At 39.7% G+C, this 24811-nt stretch carries 21 protein-coding genes; 8 read left to right on the top strand and 13 right to left on the bottom strand.

From position 1 onward, the window contains the following. Window positions 1-193 precede the first annotated feature (193 nt). The 7 genes from dksA (at window position 194) to EU510_RS14410 (ending at window position 5595) form a co-directional block, all read left to right on the top strand. Window positions 194-637 carry an RNA polymerase-binding protein DksA gene (dksA, locus tag EU510_RS14440; RefSeq protein WP_149594063.1) on the top strand — a complete coding sequence of 148 codons (444 nt, stop codon included), beginning with the start codon at window positions 194-196 and terminating at the stop codon, window positions 635-637. 20 nt (window positions 638-657) lie between these two features. Next, window positions 658-1602, top strand: a complete 945-nt coding sequence (gene gluQRS, locus EU510_RS14435) for a tRNA glutamyl-Q(34) synthetase GluQRS (RefSeq protein ID WP_149594062.1) — start codon at window positions 658-660, stop codon at window positions 1600-1602. A gap of 78 nt (window positions 1603-1680) precedes the next feature. Next, window positions 1681-3162 carry a polynucleotide adenylyltransferase PcnB gene (pcnB, locus tag EU510_RS14430; RefSeq protein ID WP_262501235.1) on the top strand — a complete coding sequence of 494 codons (1482 nt, stop codon included), beginning with the start codon at window positions 1681-1683 and terminating at the stop codon, window positions 3160-3162. Between the two features lie 4 nt (window positions 3163-3166). Continuing rightward, complete coding sequence (folK, locus tag EU510_RS14425) at window positions 3167-3652, top strand: 2-amino-4-hydroxy-6-hydroxymethyldihydropteridine diphosphokinase (protein ID WP_149594061.1); 486 nt, start codon at window positions 3167-3169, stop codon at window positions 3650-3652. A gap of 30 nt (window positions 3653-3682) precedes the next feature. Then, complete coding sequence (panB, locus tag EU510_RS14420; RefSeq protein WP_149594060.1) at window positions 3683-4477, top strand: 3-methyl-2-oxobutanoate hydroxymethyltransferase; 795 nt, start codon at window positions 3683-3685, stop codon at window positions 4475-4477. Further along, complete coding sequence (gene panC, locus EU510_RS14415; protein ID WP_149594059.1) at window positions 4477-5325, top strand: pantoate--beta-alanine ligase; 849 nt, start codon at window positions 4477-4479, stop codon at window positions 5323-5325. The genes panB and panC overlap by 1 nt, the downstream gene beginning before the upstream one ends. 33 nt (window positions 5326-5358) lie before the next feature. Further along, entirely contained in the window at window positions 5359-5595 is a 237-nt protein-coding gene (locus EU510_RS14410) for a hypothetical protein (RefSeq protein WP_149594058.1), read from the top strand. A 232-nt stretch (window positions 5596-5827) separates the two neighbouring features. On the opposite strand, the gene EU510_RS14405 is transcribed toward EU510_RS14410, so the two are convergent. The 13 genes from EU510_RS14405 to EU510_RS14345 all read right to left on the bottom strand — a co-directional run bounded on the left by EU510_RS14405 (window position 5828) and on the right by EU510_RS14345 (window position 20912). Continuing rightward, window positions 5828-6796 (bottom strand): PstS family phosphate ABC transporter substrate-binding protein, encoded by a 969-nt coding sequence (locus tag EU510_RS14405; protein WP_002962686.1) that lies wholly within the window; start codon window positions 6794-6796, stop codon window positions 5828-5830. Window positions 6797-6911: 115 nt separating this feature from the next. Beyond that, on the bottom strand, window positions 6912-8219 hold the full coding sequence (gene phoR, locus EU510_RS14400; protein ID WP_149594057.1) for a phosphate regulon sensor histidine kinase PhoR: 1308 nt from the start codon (window positions 8217-8219) through the stop codon (window positions 6912-6914). Window positions 8220-8284: 65 nt separating this feature from the next. Then, the gene (gene phoB, locus EU510_RS14395; protein WP_006791869.1) at window positions 8285-8974 is read right to left on the bottom strand and encodes a phosphate regulon transcriptional regulator PhoB; all 690 of its coding nucleotides are present in this window, start codon (window positions 8972-8974) and stop codon (window positions 8285-8287) included. Between the two features lie 718 nt (window positions 8975-9692). After that, window positions 9693-10757: a class II fructose-bisphosphate aldolase gene (fba, locus tag EU510_RS14390; RefSeq protein WP_149594056.1), complete on the bottom strand. Its 1065-nt coding sequence runs from the start codon at window positions 10755-10757 to the stop codon at window positions 9693-9695. A 201-nt stretch (window positions 10758-10958) separates the two neighbouring features. Then, entirely contained in the window at window positions 10959-12134 is a 1176-nt protein-coding gene (locus tag EU510_RS14385) for a phosphoglycerate kinase (RefSeq protein ID WP_002961525.1), read from the bottom strand. 64 nt (window positions 12135-12198) lie between these two features. Next, a complete protein-coding gene (epd, locus tag EU510_RS14380; protein ID WP_007587176.1) occupies window positions 12199-13215 on the bottom strand; it encodes an erythrose-4-phosphate dehydrogenase in 1017 nt (338 codons plus the stop codon). A 178-nt stretch (window positions 13216-13393) separates the two neighbouring features. Beyond that, the gene (locus EU510_RS14375; RefSeq protein WP_149594055.1) at window positions 13394-14056 is read right to left on the bottom strand and encodes a peroxiredoxin-like family protein; all 663 of its coding nucleotides are present in this window, start codon (window positions 14054-14056) and stop codon (window positions 13394-13396) included. A 74-nt stretch (window positions 14057-14130) separates the two neighbouring features. Beyond that, a complete protein-coding gene (locus EU510_RS14370; protein ID WP_149594054.1) occupies window positions 14131-14859 on the bottom strand; it encodes an SIMPL domain-containing protein in 729 nt (242 codons plus the stop codon). A 29-nt stretch (window positions 14860-14888) separates the two neighbouring features. Then, the gene (locus EU510_RS14365; RefSeq protein ID WP_149594053.1) at window positions 14889-16142 is read right to left on the bottom strand and encodes a DUF3644 domain-containing protein; all 1254 of its coding nucleotides are present in this window, start codon (window positions 16140-16142) and stop codon (window positions 14889-14891) included. Between the two features lie 169 nt (window positions 16143-16311). Further along, complete coding sequence (locus EU510_RS14360; RefSeq protein WP_149594052.1) at window positions 16312-16935, bottom strand: 3'-5' exonuclease; 624 nt, start codon at window positions 16933-16935, stop codon at window positions 16312-16314. 15 nt (window positions 16936-16950) lie between these two features. Next, entirely contained in the window at window positions 16951-18789 is a 1839-nt protein-coding gene (locus tag EU510_RS14355) for a DUF294 nucleotidyltransferase-like domain-containing protein (RefSeq protein WP_149594051.1), read from the bottom strand. A gap of 124 nt (window positions 18790-18913) precedes the next feature. Beyond that, entirely contained in the window at window positions 18914-20638 is a 1725-nt protein-coding gene (locus EU510_RS14350; RefSeq protein WP_149594050.1) for a sodium:solute symporter family protein, read from the bottom strand. Window positions 20639-20648: 10 nt separating this feature from the next. Then, window positions 20649-20912 carry a DUF4212 domain-containing protein gene (locus EU510_RS14345; protein WP_002961535.1) on the bottom strand — a complete coding sequence of 88 codons (264 nt, stop codon included), beginning with the start codon at window positions 20910-20912 and terminating at the stop codon, window positions 20649-20651. 412 nt (window positions 20913-21324) lie between these two features. On the opposite strand from EU510_RS14345, the gene EU510_RS14340 reads away from it, so the two are divergent. Beyond that, window positions 21325-24765: a PAS-domain containing protein gene (locus EU510_RS14340; protein WP_149594049.1), complete on the top strand. Its 3441-nt coding sequence runs from the start codon at window positions 21325-21327 to the stop codon at window positions 24763-24765. The last annotated feature ends 46 nt before the right edge of the window (window positions 24766-24811 follow it).

Raw genomic sequence — 24811 nt, 5'->3', positions numbered from 1 at the left:
CAAGGCAAGTTTTAGAAAGCGAATATGTGAATTAATTAAAAGTGTAAATAAACTATTAATACACTTTTTACTCAGTAAGCATGGTTGAAGCTAATTCGATTAATTAAAAATAAATTTGCCTAGTGTATAAGATTCTGTTATCTATACCGCCGGCTAATGCTGAGGCATTAAATTAAGGATTTAGGAGAGAGTTATGCCAGACCAAAAGAAACATGGTTTATTGGCTCAAGCCGGTTTAGAACCATATCAAGAAAAACCAGGCGAAGAGTACATGAATGAAGCACAACGTGCTCATTTTAGAGCAATTTTAGAGACTTGGCGTAACGATTTACGTAACGAAGTTGATCGCACTAAATCGCACATGCAAGACGAAGCTGCTAACTTTCCTGACCCAGTTGACCGCGCTGCACAAGAAGAAGAATTCTCTTTAGAACTTCGTACTCGTGACCGCGAACGTAAATTAATCAAAAAAATTGAAAAAACAATTAATTTGATTAAAGAAGATGATTTTGGCTTTTGTGAGTCTTGTGGCATCGAAATTGGCATACGTCGCTTAGAAGCACGTCCTACTGCCGATTTATGCGTAGACTGTAAAACACTTGCAGAAATCAAAGAAAAGCAATCTGGACGCGGCTAATTAAAACTTATTAGTTAGTTATGTCTCCTACAGCCGTTACTGCGCCTATGCGTAAATATCGCGGTCGTTTTGCACCGTCTCCTTCTGGGCCATTACATTTTGGCTCACTTGTAGCGGCTGTGGGTAGCTACCTAGATGCAAAAGCTAACCAAGGAAAATGGTTAGTTCGTATAGAAGACATTGACACTACGCGCGTGGTTAAAAACGCCGACTCCGATATTCTAAATACCTTACAAGCCTACGCCCTTTACTGGGATGAACCTGTTGTATATCAAACGCAGCGTCTGTCTTTATATCAAGATATTACCTACTCACTTTTAGAGCAAAACCTTGTTTATGGTTGTACCTGTACTCGCAAGCAAATAAAGGCCATTGGCGGTATTTATCAGGGGCATTGCAAAGCACTTAATCATCATACTCAATCCGGCGCACTTCGTTTAGTTCAGCAACATCCAACGACCCAATTTAGTGATTTAATTCAAGGTGATATAACAGTAAATAGTGCATTATCCCACGAAGATTACTTAATTAGACGCAGTGACAGTTTATTTGCATATCAACTTGTTGTAGTCGTCGATGATATTGATCAAAGGATTAATCGAATCGTAAGAGGCGCAGATTTAATTGAACCAACAGCACGGCAAATTAGTTTGTTTAAACAACTCGACAGCCCCGTACCTGAATTTGCTCATTTACCTTTAGCAGTTGCCAAGCCTGGCTTTAAACTGTCTAAACAAAATTATGCCCCCGCCATTTGTAAGCAAAATCCAAAACCTGCTTTACTTAGCGCTTTTGAATTTTTAGGGCTGCCTGTTATAGCTGATTTAAGCGACTTAAATATAGAACAATTAATCGCTTGGGGAATTAAAAACTTTAGCTTAAAACAGGTACCAAAAGTATCCGAAATACAAATTTCTCAACATCCACATAGCCAGAAAGTCCAATTTACACATTTAAGTAAATAAAATAGCTAAAAACGGCTTAATTTCAACACATCAACTTAATTTTTAAACCCTGCTGGTATATGATAGCCGCCTAAATATATGCTAATTACGTCAAACAGCTTGTACTGGGCTATAACCGCCCTATTTGCTGTAACTTTTGATTGCGATACAGAGTCAATCACACCTTCTAGGAGACAGATTATTATTTCCAAGCTTTTTCAATTTTGCCGACAAATAATCGGCCCGAATACAAGTGCACAAAGCGCTTCTGTAAGCAGTGAACCTATTGTTGTCACTCGTGGTGAGCATGGTATTTCTCGCAAACAATTTAGCCCAAATGCAATCAAAGTATTATACCGCTTAAAAGACGGTGGCTACGATGCCTACCTTGTTGGTGGTTGTATTCGCGATATATTGTTAGGCCAACAGCCAAAAGATTTTGACGTAGTTACTAATGCAACACCAGATCAAGTAAAAAAACTATTTAGAAACTGTCGTCTTATTGGCCGTCGTTTTCGTTTAGCACATATTGTATTTGGCCGTGAAATTATTGAAGTGGCAACAATGCGTGGCCACCACGAAGCGCAAGAAGACAAAAATCAAATAAGCCAATCAAGCAACGAAGGTCAATTACTGCGTGACAACGTTTTTGGCAGTATTGAAGAAGATGCAGAGCGCCGCGACTTTTCAATCAACGCACTTTATTACTCAATCAAAGATTTTAGTATTCACGATTACGCCAACGGCTTAGCTGCAATTAAAGCTAAACAAATCGAGCTTATTGGCGATCCTGAAACGCGTTATCGCGAAGACCCTGTTCGTATGTTACGCGCAGTCCGTTTTGCCACTAAACTTGATATGAGCATTGCGCCTAAAAGTGAAAAGCCAATTAGCGAGCTTGCAAGCTTGCTTGATAACATACCGCCAGCCCGTTTATTTGAAGAAATTCTTAAACTGTTTTTAAACGGCAAGGCCGAAGCTAACTTTTTAATGCTGCGTAAATACGGCTTATTCCGTTCACTTTTTCCTGAACTTGATAAAATTTTAGATAAAAACCCAAGCGGCTTAGAGCACACGCTAATTCAGCAAATGTTTCAAAATACTGACAAGCGTATTAATGCCGATAAAAAAGTAACACCGGCGTTTATTTTTGCAGCCCTACTTTGGTTCCCACTGCTTGAGCGCACTAAAAAAATTCAAAGCCAAGAGCAATTATCTGAATACGATGCTTTCGCACAAGCAATGAATAAAGTACTAAGCGATAATTCACAGCATATAGCTGTTCCTAAGCGCTTTACTTTAGGTGCTCGCGATATTTGGCATATTCAGCACCGCTTAGATAAACGTGCTGGCCAACGTGCATACAGACTAACGCAACAGCCTCGCTTTAAAGCCGCTTACGACTTTTTATTATTACGCGTAGATGCAGGCGAAACTCAGCATACAGAGCTTGCTCAGTGGTGGACACAATACTTAAGTAAAGATATAAACGGCCAAAAAGAGATGGTTAAAAACTTAGGCCATCAAGGTGGTCCTAAGCCGCGAAAGCGCCGTCGTCCTACTAAAAAGCCAACTGAGTAATAACATGCATTGTGTTTATTTGGGTTTAGGTGCCAACCTAAACTCACCAAAAGAGCAGCTTGATAACGCGGTAATTGCGCTTAAAAAGCTGCCTAATTGTGAATTTGTAAACGTTTCGCATTACTATGCAAGTAAGCCTATGGGCCCACAAGATCAACCAGACTATATCAATGCCGTAGCCTGCATTAAAACGACCCTTGATCCAGAGCAATTACTTGATTTAACACAAAGCATTGAGCTTGAGCATGGTCGAGTAAGAAAAGCTGAGCGTTGGGGCCCACGCACACTTGATATCGATACCCTATTATTTGATGATCAAATTATAAATACGGCGCGCTTAACCGTGCCTCATTATGGTTTGAGTGATCGCGAGTTTGTAGTTTACCCACTATTAGAGCTTGCACCTGAACTTATTTTACCTAGCGGCATTGCATTAAAAACCATTGCAAATAACTTACCGCTCAACGACTTACAACAATTACCTCTGTAATTAACCTAGGCTTTTGCCTGCGAGGATATTATGTCTAAAATAACCGTTTCTACTTTAAATAAAATGAAAGCAGAAAATAACAAAATTACTGCATTAACAGCCTACGACGCTAGTTTTGCAAAGTTATTTCATGATAACGGCGTTGAAGTTATTTTAGTGGGCGACTCATTGGGCATGGTACTACAAGGCGGCGATGACACCCTTGGCGTAACAAATCAAGATATTGCATATCATACCCGCTGTGTACGCGCTGGTAGCCGTGAATTATTTGTAATTGCTGACTTACCTTTTATGACCTACTCAAGCGTTAGTGATACCTGTAAAAATGCAGCTGAGCTTATGCGCGCTGGCGCAAACATGATTAAGCTTGAAGGCGGAGAGTGGCTTTACGAGAGCATTAAAACACTCACTCAACAAGGTATCCCAGTTTGCGGACATTTAGGCCTTACACCACAGTCAGTACATGTATTTGGTGGCTTTAAAATACAAGGTCGCGAAGAAGATAAAGCACAAAAAATGATTGATGACGCAAAAGCACTTGAAGCTGCTGGGGCGCAATTATTAGTACTTGAGTGTATTCCAAGTGCACTGGCAAAACGCATTACAGATGCTCTAAGTATCCCAACTATTGGTATTGGTGCAGGCAGCTTAACTGACGGCCAAATACTTGTAATGCATGACCTGGTTGGTATTTCGGCAGGTTACATTCCTAAATTTTCTAAAAACTTTTTGCTCGAAACAGGCAATATGCCTGCAGCCGTTCAAAAATATTGTACAGATGTTAAAAGTGGCGCATTTCCAAGCGCTGAACATGAGTTTAAATAATGCAATCAATAACTGAAATCAGATCGTTACGTAGTCAAATTAAAGCATGGCGCCAAGCAGGTCTTAGCGTGGCACTTGTGCCAACAATGGGCAACTTGCACCGTGGGCATTTTTCACTAGTAGAGAAAGCAAAAAACTTGGCCGACAAAGTCGTTGTAAGTATTTTTGTAAACCCAATGCAATTTGGTGCTAACGAAGATTTAGATAACTATCCTCGTACGCTAAACGAAGACAAACAAGGCCTTGCTGAATTAGGCACTGATATTGTATTTACCCCAAGCGTAGAAACAATCTATCCTAACGGACTAGGTGCACAAAGCTTTGTAGATGTGCCTGACATTTCATTAGGCTATTGCGGTGGCTCACGTCCAGGTCACTTTAGAGGTGTTGCAACAATCGTGACTAAGTTATTTAACTTAGTCCAACCAGATTACGCCTGCTTTGGTGAAAAAGATTTTCAGCAACTACAAGTAATCAAAACTATGGCACGCGACTTATCTATTCCGGTTGAAGTTATTGGTGTACCTACAATGCGAGAAGTTTCTGGCCTTGCTATGAGCTCACGTAATGGTTACTTATCTGATGATCAAAAAGCGACTGCAACCGTATTATTTAAAGCGCTTAATACGTGCGCTGAGCAACTTAAAAATGGCGAAAAAGACTTCGTAAAACTTGAAAGCTTAGCTAAACAAAGTTTAGAGCAAGCAGGCCTAAAACCAGACTATTTTGAGATTGCTCAACGAGATACATTAAAAACTGCTACAATCGAAGATACTCAATTTGTTATTTTAGCCGCAGCCTATTTTGGTGGTGTTAGATTGATCGACAATATCCAAGTCGAAATTTAATATTATTGCGACTCCATTTTAAGGATCAGAAGCATGCACACTTTAATAAAAACAAGCGTAGTCGCCCTTACTTTTGCACTATTAGCAGGTTGTCAAAACCAAGTTGAAAACCATGAAATGAATCAGTGTGCTCAACAAAACTACCAGTGTGAAAGTAGTTGTGAACAGCAAACAACTGCTGAGGGCTTAAAGCAACAAGTATGCTCTGCAAAGTGTGTTGAGAGCTATAATCAATGTAAAGCACAAGCCGAAAAATTAGGTAATATTTAATTCCTTAAAGTTTTAGTTTTAGGCACAAAAAAACCGCTCAATGAGCGGTTTTTTATTGCGTATGGTTTATCATACCAATTTTATTAAAAACATGACCATTCTAGCGTATTAAATAACTCACTAACTACGTTAAAAATTATTTATATAGAACAACTATGTATCATAATTTTAGCCTTGTTATTGCGCTATTTTCTTATCGCTATAATAACTCACTAATTTAATGCAATTGGTATTAGTTCAAACCCAGCTTCTTAAGTTCTGTTTCTACTAGCTTTGCAGAAAGTGGTACATAACCATCTTTTTCTACAATTTGCTGACCATCCTTTGAAAGTACCATTTTTAAGAATTGCGCTTCCATTGGAGACAACGGCTTGTTTGGGTGCTTATTCACATAAAGGTATAAAAAGCGAGATAATGGGTATTTACCTTGTGCAACGTTATCAAGTGTTGCATCAACAAAGTTATCGCCTTTTTTAGCTAGCGGTACTGTACGTACGCCCGATGTTTTATAACCAATACCTGAGTAACCAATTGCATTTAATGAAGATGAAATTGACTGTACTACTGATGCAGAACCCGGTTGCTCATTTACGTTATTACGGAAATCACCTTTACACAGTGCTTTCTTTTTAAAGTAACCATACGTACCTGATACTGAGTTGCGTCCGTAAAGTTGCACATCTTTAGCTGCCCAATCACCTGTTAGACCAACATCGCTCCAACGGTTAACTTGCTCTGGTGCGCCACATTTACGAGTAGATGAAAAGATAGCATCTACTTGGTCAATACGAAGGCCTTCAATTGGGTTATCTTTATGTACAAATACAGCAAGTGCATCAATAGCTACGCGAACTTCCGTTGGCTTGTAACCGTAACGTTTTTCGAACGCTTCGATTTCTTTAGATTTCATTTTACGGCTCATTGGACCTAGGTTAGCTGTACCTTCGGTAAGTGCCGGTGGTGCAGTAGAAGAACCTGCCGCTTGAATTTGAATGTTTACATTTGGGTAAATACGTTTGTACTCTTCAGCCCAGAACGTCATCATGTTGGCTAAAGTGTCAGAACCTACTGATGAGAAGTTACCTGAAACACCACTAATTTTTTGATACTCAGGAATATTTTGATCTAGAGCAACTGCTTGTGCAGATACGAAAGTTGTAACAGCCACACCCATTGCGGCAACTAAGTTTTTAAATTTCATGTAGGGTTCTCCGGTTTGTTCGTCCCATTTTCTAACTGCTGCCTACTCTAAAGTGAGTACATGACAGTTACATTACTCTTAAATGACACTTTTATGACTTTGCTTTTCAGCCTAATTACTTAGCTAGCGAAACTATCTTATCTATTGAAAACTCAAAAGAAAAACACGAACCTTTGTTAACTTCACTGCTAATATTTAATTTACTATCATGGCGCGTTAGTACATGTTTTGTTATAGCGAGCCCTAAGCCTGAGCCACCTGTTGTTCTACTGCGAGCTTTATCTACACGATAAAAACGCTCAGTTAATCGGTTAATATGCTCAGGCGCAATACCATCACCATTATCAGTAACACTAAAACACGCTTTATTGTTTTTGCGCTGCCAGCATACTTCTACTTTACCGCCTGGTTTTGTGTAATGGATCGCATTGAATACTAAATTAGAAAACGCACTACGCAGCTCATCCTCAGAGCCTTTAATATCAAGGGTTTTATCAATATCAAAAATAAGTTCGTGGCCCTTGTCTTGATTAATTGAGTTTGCTTCAGTGTGAATATAACCAAGTAATTGCGGCACATTTATCGCTTTATCGTTATCTTGGCGCCGTGCACCTTCAATACGCGAAAGCGATAATAATTGGCTGACTAAACTATCCATGCGCTTGCATTGTTCAAGCATAGTATTTTGCGCTTTGTTCCACATTGCTGGCGGCGGCATCATGTCGCCATCCATCATCTCAAGATACCCTGTAACCACTGTAAGCGGTGTACGTAGTTCATGCGACACATTGGCTACAAAGTCTTTACGCATCTGTTCTAGCTGTTTTAAGCGCGTTACATCACGTACCACAACCATAAGTTGCGTACTTGCATATGGCATTACCCTAAACTCAAGCACCTGCTCAATACTATGACCGTTATCCAGCTCAAGCGCGTCATCAAATTCGCCTTTGTGCATGTATTTAGCAAACTTCGGTTCGCGAATTAAATTATCAAGACGCTGACCATGATCCGTAGGCCACTGCAAACCAAGCACTTTAAGGGCTAATTGATTACACCACACAATACTTAAATCGTTTTGTAATACCACTACCGCATCAGGTACTGCCTCAGCTCCATCGCGAAAGCGACGAATTAAATCAGCAAGCTCATTACGTTTTTTACGATTACGGTGCTGTAGATGATAAATACCTTCGAACACTTGCTCCCATGCACCCTCGCCCTCAGGTGGATTAAAGCTACGTTGATTAAGTAGCCAATCGCTCAAACGATAAAGTTGATGGTAGTGCCAAATAAGGAGGGAAAAAGATCCTAAAAATAAAAGCAAAAATGGCGCGCCAACTAGCACACCAATTAATAGTAAGGGTAAAAAATAGATAAACAGGCGTTTAACTAACGCCTGTTTATTAACAACTCGATACATACACTCACTTTACCTTAGAGTAGTAATACATGCGTATTTTACACATTAGCTAAGCTTTAAGCTGATCACAGCTTACTTGAAAAACGATACCCAGCACCACGTACTGTTTGTACCAAACGGTCATGTCCGAGTGGGCCAATTGCTTTACGCAGGCGACGAATGTGCACATCAACCGTGCGATCTTCTACGTAAACGTTAGTTCCCCACACGTGATCAAGCAGTTGTTCACGGCTATAAACACGCTCTGGGTGAGTCATAAAAAAGTGTAGTAATCTAAATTCGGTTGGCCCCATATCAAGCTCGTTACCTTCTGAGGTAACACGATGCGAAATAGGGTCTAAACGCAGGCCATGTACTTCAATAGCTTCTTCTAATGAGGTTGGCGATACACGGCGAATAACCGCTTTAATACGTGCCATAAGCTCTTTAGGAGAAAACGGCTTAGTGACGTAATCGTCAGCACCTACTTCAAGACCGCGTACTTTGTCTTCTTCTTCGCCGCGAGCTGTAAGCATAATAATTGGGATTTGGCGGGTGTGTTCGTTTTGCTTAAACTTTTTAGCAATTTGAATACCGCTTCCACCTGGTAACATCCAATCAAGTAAAACCATATCTGGGTAAGGTTCAACCATAGCTGCAATAGCAGAGTCGTAATCTTCTGCTTCAATTGCTTGAAATCCATTTTGCTCTAAAACAAAAACCAACATCTCCCTGATAGGAGCTTCGTCATCTACGACTAGTACTTTACGTGACATTCCAATTTATCTCTTACGCTATCGAATTAGTTTTCATTATTATGACTAAGTATGACATTTTTATGAAAGTGTAACGTGTAAATTAAAATGGTGGTAAAAAAAACACAAATTAGTGACAAAAAACATCATTAACGTCATATTTTTTAAACCTTTTTAATATTTAACGTAATAAAAAGTGATCTACGATAAATTTATGTAATGGCTAACTTTTTGAAATTATCTTTTTTGTATCGCTATTTAAACCACTAAACAATATTAAACTAGCTGGGATCATTGTTTTACTAACCAAGACATTTTTACAGATCGATCGTTTAAAAGTAGCTTTAAAGCCATTTTAAAATCAACAAACTCGGCTGTGTAACAAACAATACGTTCAAAAATAGATCTAATTTTTACTAAGCCCTAAATAAAGGATCAGAGTTTTACCAAGCCGATCACCCCTCAGATCAGAGTTGTACCTAGTCAAAGCCATAAGTTGTTGATTCTTTATACAAATAAATAACGATCAAATTATCTCAGAGCCCAAAATAGCATTAAAGTGTATTTGGCTTAGTAAAGTAATGATCCGAAAAAGGCTGTGTTAGTAAATGCGTGATCCCAAAATTCCGCGTTGGTAATGCAGTGATCTGATCAAAAAACCGTAATCTGTAATATAAAAAGGGCTGACATTAAAAAAGCCAGTAACAAAGTTACTGGCTTAGTATTATAAATTGATCCATTATCTAATTTTAGGGTCTAGTTCGCCGCTTAAGTATTTAAGGTGCATCTCATCAAGTGAAATTGGCTTAATTTTACTAGCCTGACCAGAAGTACCAAACGAGTTATAGCGTGCAACACAAATCTCTGTCATTGCTTTAGTTGCTTCAGCTAGGTATTTACGTGGATCAAAGTTAGATGGGTTAAGCGCCATATGACGGCGAATTGCACCGGTAGATGCTAAACGTAAATCGGTATCAATATTTACCTTACGAACACCAAATTTAATGCCTTCAACAATCTGTTCAACTGGCACACCATAAGTTTCTGGAATTTCGCCACCATACTGATTAATAATTTCTAACCATTCTTGAGGAACAGAAGATGAGCCATGCATTACTAAATGCGTGTTAGGGATACGGGCATGAATCGCTTTAATGCGATCAATCGCTAAAATATCATCTGTTGGTGGACGAGTAAATTTATAAGCACCGTGTGAAGTACCACAAGCAATTGCAAGTGCATCAACGTGTGTTTTATTTACAAAATCAGCCGCTTCTTCAGGGTCTGTTAGCATTTGATCAGTGGTTAATAACCCTTCTGCACCAACGCCATCTTCTTCGCCAGCTTCACCTGTTTCCAGTGAACCAAGTACACCTAGCTCGCCTTCAACTGATACGCCACAGGCATGCGCCATAGCAACTGTTTCGCGCGTTACTTCTACATTGTATTCGTAGCTTGAAGGGGTTTTGCCGTCGCTCATTAACGAGCCATCCATCATTACTGATGAAAAACCAAGCTGAATTGAACGTTGACATACACTTGGCGATGTACCGTGATCTTGGTGCATAACAACGGGAATATGTGGCCATTCTTCAACGGCTGCTAAAATCATATGACGAATAAATGGAGCACCAGCATAAGCACGTGCGCCAGCTGATCCCTGAACGATTACTGGGCTGTTTGTTTTGTCAGCCGCTTCCATTATTGCGCGCATTTGCTCTTGATTGTTAACGTTAAAAGCAGGTACGCCGTAACCATGCTCTGCTGCATGATCTAAAAGTTGTCGCATACTGATTAAAGCCATTGGGTATTCTCCAATTTATCGACAGTAGTTCCCTACCATCTAGTTTGAACGGATGTGTTAGTTTGGCGTTATAGCAACGCCACGAAAAACCACTGCTTTGCAGTAATATTCCGTCTAAATTAACTATTAAATTAGGGTGAGAGGTATTTAATAATTAATTGTCGGTGAGGGGTATTACACCCTCACCTTACGCCACTAAAATTACTTAGCGCGCGACTCTAGCATTTCAACTGCTGGAAGTTTTTTGCCTTCTAAAAACTCTAAGAACGCACCACCACCAGTAGAAATATAAGATACTTTATCGGCAATGCCGTATTTATCGATTGCGGCTAAGGTATCACCACCACCGGCGATTGAAAACGCATTTGAGTTAGCAATTGCTTGTGCAATAGCACGTGTGCCATTACCAAATTGGTCAAACTCGAACACGCCAACTGGACCATTCCATACAACAGTGCCTGCATTTGCAATAATTTTTGCAAGCTTGCTCGCTGTATCAGGGCCAATATCAAAAATCATATCATTGCTTGTTACTTCGCTTACATCTTTAAGTGTAGCTACAGCAGATTCAGAAAACTCATTACCAACCACTACGTCAGTCGGGACCGGAATTTCACCATTATTAGCAATCGCTGCTGCACATAAACGGTTCGCTTCATCCATTAAATCAGGTTCGTAAAGCGATTTACCAACTGGGCTACCTGATGCAGCAATAAAGGTATTTGCAATACCACCGCCGGTAACTAATTGGTCAACAATTTTAGAAAGTGAATCTAAAACGGTTAATTTAGTTGAAACTTTAGAACCACCAACAATCGCCACTAATGGACGAGCTGGGTTATCAAGTGCTTTGCCTAACGCTTCAAGTTCAGCTGATAACAATGGACCTGCACATGCAACATCGGCAAATAAGCCAACGCCATGCGTAGATGCTTGTGCACGGTGAGCCGTACCAAATGCATCCATTACATATACATCACACAGTGCTGCTAGTTGCTTAGATAGCGCTTCGTCGTTTTTCTTCTCGCCTTTGTTAAAGCGTACATTTTCAAAAACAACCACTTCGTTATCAGCAATATCAACACCGTTTAGGTAATCTTTTTCTAAACGTACAGTTTGCTCTAGGGCATCGTTTAAGTAATCAGCGACAGGTGCAAGCGAAAACGCTTCATCGTATTCCCCTTCCGTAGGACGGCCAAGGTGTGACATAACCATTACTTTAGCGCCTTTCTCAAGGGCTAGTTTAATAGTAGGTAGTGCTGCACGAATACGCGCATCTGACGTCACTTTACCTGCTTTAACTGGTACATTTAAATCTTCACGAATTAATACGCGTTTGCCGTTTAAATCTAAATCTGCCATTTTTATGACCGACATGAACATCTCCTTAGTTAACGATACTGAACCTGAAAAATACGTTTAAAATTATTATATTAATAAATTACTTATTCACTGCCATCATAGCACGCGCTGTATCGAGCATACGATTAGCAAAACCCCATTCGTTATCACACCATACTAATAACTTTATCAGCCGTTTGTGACTAACACGTGTTTGTGTGCCATCAATAATACAAGAATGCGGATCGTGATTAAAATCAACCGATACAAGCGGCTCTTCGGTATAACTTAAAATACCTTCTAAGCGGTCTTTTGCTTGTGCTTTAAGTGCATTATTTACTGCATTTAAATCTACATCGGTATTAACCGTTACACTTAAATCCATTGCCGTTACATTTATAGTAGGTACACGTACGGCGATGGCTTCAAAGCGGCCTTTAAATTTAGGTAAAATACGGTCTATACCACGGGCGAGCTTTGTATCAACTGGAATAATTGATTGGCTTGCAGCACGAGTACGGCGTAAATCATGATGATAACCATCAATCACTTGTTGATCGTTCATCGACGCATGAATCGTTGTAATAGCGCCCGACTCAATACCAAATGCATCATCTAATACTTTAATAACCGGCACTACACAGTTAGTTGTGCACGAGCCGTTAGACACAATTGTGTGCTCGTTTTTAAGCTCATCGTCGTTAATGCCATACACAATCGTTGCATCAACATCGTTATCGGCCGGATGCGAAAACAACACCTTTTTAGCGCCTGCGGTAATATGTAACTGCGCATGTTCACGCGAGTGATAAACACCCGTACATTCAAGCACAACGTCTACATCGAGCGTTTGCCAAGGTAATTCAATTGGGTTTTCTTCACAAAAAAGTGCAATGGTATCGCCTGCAACACTAATGGTGTCTTCACCAAGTTTTACAGGAAAAGAAAAACGACCGTGGGATGTGTCGTATTTTAATAAATGAGCAATAGCTTCAGGATCAGCAAGTTCGTTAATCGCAACAATTTTTATATCGTCGCTCAAACCAGACTCGTATAACGCGCGGACAATATTTCGACCAATACGACCAAAACCATTAATTGCAAGTTTGATTGCCATGAAATATAAAATCCACTCTTTTAGCGTGCAGATAAAGGCAATACGCCTTTTAGATGTCTGTATTGTAATCGACCTTGCATCTGATTATAAGAGGGAAGCATTAGAAACTTTAAATTAAGGTTAAAGAGCTTAGGCATTGCAAGCTCTTCAAGAGTTCTGACTTTTAAAATTAAGTTTTTTATACTAAATTTTTCAATGCGTTAATTATATCTTCTGGCTCAGAACGAGTACGATAATCAACATCAACATAACGCCAAGTCACTTTACCTTGTTTATCTAAAACAAAGGTGGCAGGAATAGGTAAAATACTGCCATTTCCGTTATTCAGCGACTCTAAATCTAAGCCTCGGTCTACTCGCATATGCTCGAGTAAAAATGTAGGTACTTGCCATGCTACGCCGTAGCTTGCTGCTACATCAGCATTTTGATCCGACAGCACTACAAAATCCATTTTACTTATATCGCTTTCGCTCATTGAACCATCGGGTACTTGCGGGCTAATAGCCACCAATTGTGCGCCTAATGCTTGAATTTCAGGTAAACGTGCTTGAAGCGCTTTCAGTTGTAAATTACAGTACGGACACCAACTTCCACGATAAAAAGTAACAACCACAGGCCCTTTAGCAAGTAACTCGGTTAACTGCACTGATTGACCATGCTGATTTGGTAACTCAAAACTTGGTGCGATTTGGTTTAAATCAAGTGCATTAGCACCTTGTTGAAACGCTTTTGCCTGTGCAATCGTTTCATCAACACCTTTCATAAAATCAGGATTACCTTTACGCCCTGCTGCTATTTTTGCCTCAGTTTGTGCTTTTAACGTGTTATTTCCATTGCTCATAATATGGCTACCATCAAATTAATAAAAAACTTAAAGCCAGCTTACAGTACGAAAGTGTATTTGGAATGAAAATTTTAGTTAGTTATTTCCAAATCAAACACCACGTTTATTGATGATTTAAAGCTTACCGTTTGTTGTAAATAATTTTTGCGAGCTTTAGGAAATGAATCGCTCATTGGATTTATTCTATCTATTTTTTTAACCGCTGCACCAAAGCCACTGTAAACGCTTTTTTGAGTTGAGCTAATAGTGCGTACTTCACCCACTTTTGTACCAAAGGAGTTAGCAAGCACATTTGCTTTTTCTTTTGCGTTATTAAGTGCTTGCTGTGTAGCTTGTGCTTGTAAAAGCTCAGCTTTTGAAGATAAAAACTCAGTATTTTGAATCGCATTTACTTTTAAACTCAATATAAAATCACTTAAATCATCCACTCTTTCAATATTTTTTAGTGTTACTTCAAAGGTTCTTATAGCTGCGTATTCTGCGGGAGCATGATGCCCTGTTTCAATGTAATCCATACCCGTTTTTTCAACTTTGACACTTGAGGCGACTATATCATCGGCAGTAATTTCAAATTGATTTAGCCCGTCAATTAGTAAATTAACTTTATTATCAAGATCGTTCTTAGCTGCTAAAGGTTCGTTTTTAATACTTATAATTTGAAATAGTATTTTAGCGATATCAGGATTGGCAAGCACCTCTGCACTACCTTGAACCGAAATTTGACGGCTTGTAGGTAAGCTTGAATTAGCAAAAGTGATGAGTGGGAATAATGTTAAGAAAATGGCAGTGATGAGTTTCATGGTCGTCCTTGAATAGCAATAATTTATTATCAAATCGCTTGTTGCTTAACGAGTGATAGGACTTCTGGTTTTTTTAATTCTTCTATTAAAAAATTACTCCAATACAATGAATACAAATAACCTTCAAAACCTTCTACAAAACCTGAAAATTCACCTTTAAAACCTCTTTGCTCACCACGTGGTCTTGCATCATAAAATTTCCAACATTTAGTATGTAAAGCTATATTAAAGAAAGGGATTTTTTTAGAAACAAGATCTACAACTTTACTTGGTCTTAACTTAAAAGGATTTTCGACCCCTTTGATAAATGCAACACCTTGTTCGTAGTTTTCTAACTCTTGCTCACTTAACTTATTTACGTTAATAAACTCTATAGCCATATCTGCTGACTTTGCATGATTTCCTAGTTTAGGAACCAAAAAGGCTCGAACCCTATATTTTTGACTTTGAACTACATCATCGTTTAGATCATTTCGATATGTTTCCATATATCGGCGAACAACTTTGTAATTATCTTTTTGAAGCTGTTTCAAAGCATCTATCTGAGCTTGTTCGGAGATTCTTGTTAATTGCATTGCAATCGCAAGACTGGCAGTTAAAGCATGCTCATCTCCAAATTCTTCAACTAGTATTGTTTCGAAATTACTTAATGCTGACTGACATTCACCACTTACGGCTAAATCAATAGCAGGTAAGCTTCGATGTTCTATCTTATTTCTTAACCCGATCAAAAATTTTATATTCGCTTTTTCTGGAGCTTCAAATCCCTGCCAATACCCATCGATGCACTCTCTCAATTCCCATGACTTTTCTTCACCATCGATAAAAATCGTTCTTCCATTTGTATCTTTATGGAAATAATCAATTCCTTTCTTCTCAAATATGGCATGCATAAGTGATGTGTAAGCAATTACTATATTTACTATAAACCCATAAGTTTTAAATTCAGTATAGGGATTGTTATAAGTTGATACGGCAAGCAACGCGAACTCTTTAGCCTTGTGAAGTAGTATTCCTTTTACTGAATGATCAATTACTTGTTGTAACTTTTGGCTATGAACCGCTCTAAATTCATTTTTACTTAAAAAAGCTATTCCGGAACTTGAATACTGCTCTCCATCTTTTTCTAGATATTGATACCAGCGTTTAGATAAATATGTTCTACATGTGTCAGCCTTCCACTCCGTTGCTTCCATTAATTGAAGCACAGTAAACGCTTCACTCTCTTTTTCTTTTTCAACAAGAAAATTATAAGCTAAATCAACTTTTTCGTATTTATTCATCTTCGCTATTCCATCTGCGTTTTCTATTTATGATATTTATATTTTTAATATTAAATATACAAGTACCTATAATCATACGGATAACAATAAAAGTAAACTTTCTATCGTTAAACCTCAATGTTAGCCGATAAGGCATTTTATCATTGAGTTTCGCTGTCCTACAGCCAACCTACATCAACTCGCCTAATTTTAACTCTTTGCCACGGCTTATTTGATGGCACTGGGCTAGCAGTAACTCGGCGGTCGCTTGTGCATCGGTTAATGCGTGGTGGCAATGATAGCCTGGTAGCTCATAACGTGTGCGGCAAGCATTAAGGGTTAAATCATCTTGTTTTATTTCAGTTGAATGATGGAGTAAGCGCTTTTGTTCAATATGCAGTGTGTCGATTATAAGTTTAGGACGTATAGTTATATTGGCATTTTTAAGCGCTATTTTTAAAAACCCCCAATCGAGCATGGCATTATGAAACACTAAAATACAGTCGCTAAAATGGCTGCTTAGTTGAGTTAATATACTGCACAAGCTCTGTCCTTTTGTTATAGCATCGTCGCTAATCCCATGAAAAACAGGACTTTGCTCAAGGCTTTTTACGTCTTTATTTATAAGGTGCTGCGACTCGCTCATTTTTATACATTGGTTATCTATTATCACCCACGCTACCGATACAATTTCGTGCTGTTTTGCATCAAGACCAGTTAGCTCTAAATCAATCACTAAGTAACGTTGTTGTAAGGCATTTTTGCCTAGTAATTTACGGCGCTTTAAATACCGAGTGAGCAGCTTTTTTACCATGTTAGTAATCCATCATTATAAACTGCCACGAGCAAACTTAAACGCGGCGGCTTGCTGCGCTTGTTTAACAAGGTAAAACGCTTCTTTTAGTTGATGGCGCTCTAGTGAGTTTAATTTATTAGGATTAATACAATTACTAGGTAAGCCCTCTTCGTTTATTTGTGTGCTTAAGCGCAGCTGTGTTAAGAACCGCCAACAGTCTTTTAGGTTGTATATATCTTCTTTGCTGATCAGTTTATGTTTTAATAGTGCGTCTAATCGCTCTTGCGTGTTGGCGCGCCTAATACCCGCTTTTAAAGCGTATAACCGCACTATGTCATTTATAATTACAACACCGCGTTTTTTTAAATCTATGTATTTATTATTTTGATCTGTTTTTTCGGTTTTAAATTTATTAAATAAACCAATTGGCACGCTGTTGCTGCTTATGTCGGTTGCCATTGCGGCATAGAATAAGTCGTTACGCGATATACGAATTAGTTGCTCGCAAAAAGCCGTGTATAAAGCGTTTGAACCTTCAATAAATCGCAGGTCAAAAAATATCTTACAGTTAAGCATTGCATTGGGTGTCGGGCTTTTTATCCATTTAAAAAAGCGCTCGCTCCAGTCGTTTACGCTCATACGGCACTCATCACTGCTTGCCATAATATTACCTGGGCAACGCCTAATGCCGCACTCAACTAAATTTTCGCATACAAACTCCCCCATACTTTTAAAGTAAGCGTGTTGCTCGGGGGTTAAGTCGTTAGGGAGTAATAAGCCGTTATCTTGATCTGAATGCAGGGTTTGTTCTTCGCGTGCTTGCGAGCCAAAGCAAATAAAACTAAAGCTGGTTGGCGCTGCGCCATGCTCTTCTTGAAATAAGTGAATCAGGCGCGATGTAAGCGCATCGGTTAAACCACTGAGTAATTTACCAATTAACGATATGTCGTCAATGTTGTACGAAAAGCTACGCAAAAGTTCGGGAATTTCTTTAGCGTAGCGTTTTAAATCAGTAACAGTATGCGTTTTATATATGCGCCCAATAAGCTGTACGGGGTCACTTTTTTGTTGGCGCAGTAAATCGGTGCTGGTTATCATCCCTATCGGGTTATGATTTTCGTCAAGCACGGGTAAATGATGAATATTGTATTTAAGCATTAAGTGCAGCGCCGAAAACACCCGGTTATTTTCAAATATAAACTTAGGTTTGGCGGTCATAATACTGCTTACTGCATCTTGTGGATCTACCTCGTCGGCAAGTACTCGGTTGCGTAAATCGCGGTCGGTCACAACCCCTACTAAGTGCGCGTGCTGCGTTATCATTATTGACGACACACCATGCTCTTTCATTTTTTTAGCGCTTTGCCTAATACTTGCATCAGGCGTAAGCGTAATTGCTGTGCGCGTCATCAGCTCTGATATTTTACGTTCCGACCAGCTATCGTTTTTACTTTTATAATGCGATGACAACAACCGGTTAGCGTGAGCGCGTACAAAGTATTGCTCAAACGATTTATATTCTCTGCGTAAAAAATCAAAATGCGTTTGAGAGAGCATATACACTATCCCCTCTTTTTGTACTTCTAACCTATTTTGAATTGCCTCACCGGTTAACAGCGACGGAAAACCAAAATAGTCACCTTGTGCTAAGCGTGTAACAACATCGCCCTTGCCATCAACTAGGTCGTACAAACCAGAGCGAATTAAAAATAGTTTAGGGTTTTCACTTTGTAACCACTGAGTTTGGTTTTCGCGGGTAAGGTAAATAATATCAAGATGATTTACAAAGTATTCGCATGCGCTGCTATCAAGCATACTAAAAGGCGCTTGCAAACAAACGTATTGGGCTATTTCTTGTTGTTCTACACTCATTGTATTCGCTCTTTAAATGGTGATGTACCAATCTAATGTACTTATTTATTAAACAAATAAAAAGCCCGACTAAAGTCGGGCTTTTGGTGCTTTATATTTTGTAAACTATATCTATAAATGTTGCCTAGTGATCGTGCGCTTCAGCTGACCCTTTAGGGTTACGAATACCTTCTACCATTTCTTGAATTTCAATAGGTGTAGCTTGAGTAAATTTAAGAACAACTGCAGCTATTGCAAAGTTAATAATCATACCCACCAAGCCAATACCTTCAGGCGAAATACCTAAAAACCAATGTTCAGGATTGTTAAGCTCAGGGCTTACAAACTTGAAGAAGATAATATAAGCAGCGGTAAAGCCAATACCCGTTACCATGCCTGCAATTGCGCCCTCTCGGTTCATTGTTTTAGAGAATATACCCATAATAATTGCTGGGAAGAAACTCGCTGCCGCTAAGCCGAAGGCAAATGCCACTACCGATGCCACAAATCCAGGTGGGTTAATACCAAAGTACGCGGAGATAACAATAGCGACCATGGCTGCCAACCTCGCTGCAAGTAACTCTTGCTTGTCGGTAATATCGGGCTTGAGGGTTCGCTTGAGTAAATCGTGCGAAACGGAGGTCGAAATAACCAGTAGTAAACCTGCGGTTGTAGACAGTGCAGCGGCAATACCACCGGCAGCTACAAGTGCGATTACCCATGCTGGTAAATTAGCAATTTCTGGATTTGCTAATACCATAATGTCACGGTCTACGTTTACTTCGTTAGCACTGTTCGGATCGGTGATTTTACCCGCCGTGTAGAACATTTTGCCATCGCCGTTTTTATCATCAAACGTAATTAAACCTGTGCGTTCCCAGTTTTTAATCCATCCTGGTGCTTCTGCGTACTCTGTACCACTGCCGTCTTTACCATTTATAGTATCAATCATGTTTACACGAGCAAACGAGGCAACCGCTGGTGCTGTGGTATAAACAATCGCGATGAACACAAGAGTCCATGCCGCAGAAATACGCGTGTCTTTTACGCGAGGTACAGTGAAAAAGCGAACAATTACATGTGGTAAACCCGCAGTACCTACCATTAACGCACCCGTAATAGCGAATACGTCAATCATGCTCTTAGAGCCTTCGGTATATTGTGCAAAACCAAGTTCAGCACTTAAGCCGTCTAGTTTATCAAGTACGTACACGCCATCGCTGCCTATTAACGTGGCACCAAAACCGGTTTGTGGGAAGAAGTGACCCGTCATCATCATCGAGATAAAAATAGCTGGTACAAGGTATGCAAATACAAGTACACAATACTGCGCTACTTGTGTGTAGGTAATGCCTTTCATGCCGCCAAGTACTGCATAAAAGAATACAATCACCATACCAATGTAAACACCGGTTTCAATTTCTACTTCTAAAAAGCGTGAAAATACCACGCCTACGCCACGCATTTGCCCTGCTATGTAAGTAAAACAAATGAATATGGCACAAAAAATAGCAACTAAACGCGCGGTACGTGAATAGTAACGGTCGCCAATAAAATCTGGCACAGTAAACTTGCCGAATTTACGTAAGTAAGGCGCTAAACACATGGCTAATAGTACATAACCACCTGTCCACCCCATTAAGTAAACACTGCCATCGTAACCTGCAAACGAAATAATACCCGCCATTGAAATAAACGACGCGGCGCTCATCCAATCGGCAGCTGTTGCCATACCATTAGCAAGAGGAGGTACGCCGCCGCCCGCTACATAAAACTCTTTGGTTGAACCCGCTCGGGCCCATATTGCTATGCCGATATAAAGCGCAAAGCTTAAACCAACAATTAAAAACGTGAGTGTTTGAACATCCATTGCTTAGCTCCTATTCGTCTACGCCGTATTTTTTATCTAACGTATTCATTTTGAAAACGTACACAAAAATCAAAGCAACAAAGGTATAAATCGCGCCTTGCTGGGCGAACCAGAAGCCAAGTTTAAACCCAAAAAAACGTACTTCATTAAGTACATCAACCAGTAATATGCCAAAGCCAAAAGACACAACAAACCACACTGCTAACAGTTTAAATAACAGCGAAATGTTTTCTGCCCAATAAGCTTTTGCTTGTTCTTCATCTTTAAAAGCCATTTTTGTTTTCCCCTTTAAGCACCGCAATATCGCGATGAGTGGTTTTTTATCTTCGCTTACCAATCTAGCAACGCTGGTTAAATATTGAATTGAGACCATAGTCGTAACAGCTTGTTAACGTTTACGTAAACTGCAGATTGGGTTTTATTTAAAACATCAAAAACCCTTTAATTACATGAAGTTAATTATGTATGGATATTTAAAATACAGAAAATGTTACAAATTAGTTAATACTGCGACATTAGTCTAATACAATTACAAATTTAAATTTAAACCTTTAAATTCATAAACTTAAAAAATAAATGCCATTTATAAATAAAAATCTGCACGCACACTCGCTAGGAGTTCTGGTATTGTGTTAATTCCTCATAGGGTTGAGGAACTATTTAAAATAATAAGGTTTAATAACAACATGACTGCCGTACTCATTATTGTTGCTTTAAGTTATATAGGTGTGCTGTTTTGGCTCGCCAATTGGGGCGATAAAACAACCCCTTTGGCAAAGCGTATTAGCCATCACCCTTTTGTGTATTCACTCTCACTTGGGATTTACTGTACCTCTTGGACTTACTACGGCTCAGTGGGTACAGCCGCCACCAGCAGTTGGAGTTATTTGCCAATATTATTGGGCCCTGCGCTGCTGTTTTTATTCGGCCAAGGGTTTTTGCGTAAGTTGGTACTGGTAAGCAAAAAACAAAACATAACCACTATTGCTGACTTTATTTCAGCTCGTTACGGCAAACGCCAAACTACCGCAATAATGGTTACTGTAATCGCCTTACTGGCAACCATTCCCTACATTGCACTGCAATTAAAAGCGCTCAGTACCAGCTTTTTACTTTTGCAAAACAGCAATAAAATATCCGGCGATATGCTCGCGCTTTCTGCCACACTAATTATGGCTTTATTTGCTATATTTTTTGGTACTCGCAAAGTTGATGTAACTGAATATCGTTCGGGCTTAATGCTCGCTGTTGCATTTGAATCGATGATCAAACTTATTGCTCTTATTGCAGTTGCAGGGCTTGCAGTATTTACACTTTTTAATTTACCCGAAGCCACCACAAACAAAGTAACTGAGTCTATTTGGGATCACTGGAGCGATTTTAACTTTTTTAGCTTTAACTTTATTGGCCAGTCTTTAATGGCTGCAGCAGCTATTATATGTTTGCCTCGCCAGTTTCATGTAACCGTGGTCGACAACCAAAATAAACGCCACTTACTTACCGCTCGCTGGGCTTTTCCGCTGTATTTACTACTAACAGCTGCAATGATTTTACCTATTGCGACTGCGGCCATTCATCCTGAAATTGGCAGCGGCTATTCACCCGACAGCTTTGTACTGGCCTTACCGCTAATTAACGATAACGCCTTTTTAACCACCTTTGTATTTATAGGTGGACTATCGGCCGCAACCGCAATGATAGTGGTAGCAACACTTACATTAAGCACGATGATTTCAAACGATGTGGTACTGCCGTTAATGCTGCGTAGAAAGTTTAAACGTAACTTAATTACCAGCAGTTATAAGTCTCGTATATTACTTGTAAGGCGCTTTGCTATTGCAGGCATATTAATTTTGGCCTATTTCTATCAGCAATGGTTTGGCCATAGTAGCGCACTGGCCAGTATGGGCTTGGTGGCGTTTTCACTTGTTACCCAATTGCTGCCCTCTATTGTGGGTGGTTTATATTGGCGAAAAGGTCATGCTTATGGGGTGTATGCAGGTTTAGTAGCAGGCTTTATTTGCTGGATACTATTTTTAATGCTGCCAATACTCGATGTCGGCACAACCCTTGATAGCGAGCTGCAACAAACGCTTATAACGCGTGGAACCTTGATAGCTTTGTTTGCCAATATTGGTTGTTATATTAGTTTTTCACTTGGGGCTGAGGAGCGCTTAATTGATAAAATTCAGGCCGCTGCTTTTGTTAACCCTAAAGATCAGGCTATTTTATCAAGGCGCTTAAATAAAGACGTAAAAGCCACCGTTTACGACTTTAAAATACTACTGCAAACCTTTCTAGGTATTCAGCGCAGCCAACAAGTATTGGCCCATTACGCACTCGCCCATCATTTAAGCGATAACAACGCACACCCAGAGCCTGAATTTATAGCTTACTGCGAACGCGCATTAACGGGCGTGCTTGGTGCATCGTCAGCACAAGCGTTAATACATACGGTATCGTCGGGTAAGCGTATGGCGTTTGAAGAAGTTGTAAACTTTTTTGACGAAACCACACAAGCGCTGCAATTTAATCAAAACCTGTTATTTACTTCACTCGAAAATTTAAGTCACGGTATTTCAGTTGTTGATAAAGATTTAAAACTCGTTGCATGGAACAAACGCTACAATGAAATGTTTGGCTACCCTGAAGGCTTTTTAGAAGTAGGCCAACCTATAGAAGACATTATTAGATACAACGCTAACCGTGGTGAATGTGGCCCCGGTGAAATAGAACGCCAAGTAGAAAAACGTGTACAGCATTTAAAATATGGCAGCTCGCATCATTTTATTCGCCACCGTCGTAATGGCCAAGTATACGAAATGATTGGTAATCCACTGCCCGATGGCGGATTTGTTACCAGCTTTTCGGATATTACAAACCACATAAGTACGCAAAATGCGCTTGAAGAAGTAAACATGGATCTTGAAAATCGCATAGAAGCACGTACTCAAGAAGTACAAACTATTAATAAAGACTTACAAGCTCAAATAGATAGCCGCGTACAAACCGAGCAAGCACTTACTTTAGCTAAACGAGAAGCAGAGCAAGCCAACGACAGTAAAACGCGCTTTTTAGCACTGGCGAGCCACGACATTTTACAGCCGTTAAATGCAGCACGTTTATACCTTGCCGCCATTGACGAAAAACAGCTCGACAGCACTAACCAAAACAGCTTTGAAAAATTAGGCGACAGTCTCGATTCAACCGTACATTTAATGTCGGCATTGCTTGAAATAGCTAAGCTTGAGCAAGGCGCTATGACCCCTACCCCTCGCCACTTTTATATTGAAGATATTTTAGCGCCGCTACAAAGTGAATACGCTATTTTATCAAGTGATAAAGGCCTTAAGCTTAGTGTGCGTTCAAACCAGCAAATTGTGCACAGCGATATAACCTATTTGCGCCGAATTATTCAAAACTTGGTCTCTAATGCAGTTAAATACACCGATAATGGCCGTGTATTAATTGCCTGCAGGAACCGAAAGCATAATTTACGAATAGAAGTATGGGATACAGGCCCAGGTATTAGCGAAGTAGAGCAAGCTAAAATATTTAACGACTTTTACCGTGTTGAGTCGGGCGACAACAAAGGCGTAGGCTTAGGCCTAGGTGTAGTAAAACGTATGGCTGACTTACTAAGTTTGCCTCTTGATGTGCATTCGGAGCCTAATAAAGGTAGCCGTTTTAGCATTGAGGTGCCTTATGGCGAAGAGCAGTTTGTGCAACAAAAACCAACCGCTAGCAGCCTAATAGAAAACCGCGCAGCAATTAATATTGTTGCCGTAGACGACGACCCTGAAAATTTAGCAGCAATGGCAAGCTTACTTAAAAAGTGGCAAGCTAATTACACCCTGTTTGATAACGTAGGTAATGTACTAGCGCATGCTAAGCAAAACGCTGCACCCGATGTTATTTTAATGGACTATCAATTAGGTAGCGACTGCGATGGGATAACGCTCATTAAAACCCTGCGCGAAATTTGGCAAAGCCAAGTACCTGCTATTTTAATTACCGCAGTGCGCGACACAGAGCTTAAACAAGAAACCAAAGCCGCTAATATTCATTATTTAAGTAAGCCAATTAAACCGGGTAAACTAAAGGCACTGCTTAATCACAGTACATAATAAGCTAGTAAAAAGTGATCTAGTAAAAAGTGTTCTAGTTAAAAGC

The sequence above is a fragment of the Pseudoalteromonas sp. FUC4 genome (assembly GCF_008370255.1).
GTDB lineage: Bacteria > Pseudomonadota > Gammaproteobacteria > Enterobacterales > Alteromonadaceae > Pseudoalteromonas.
Note: the sequence above shows the minus strand (reverse complement) of the source record. Positions and strands in the feature narration are given on the sequence as shown.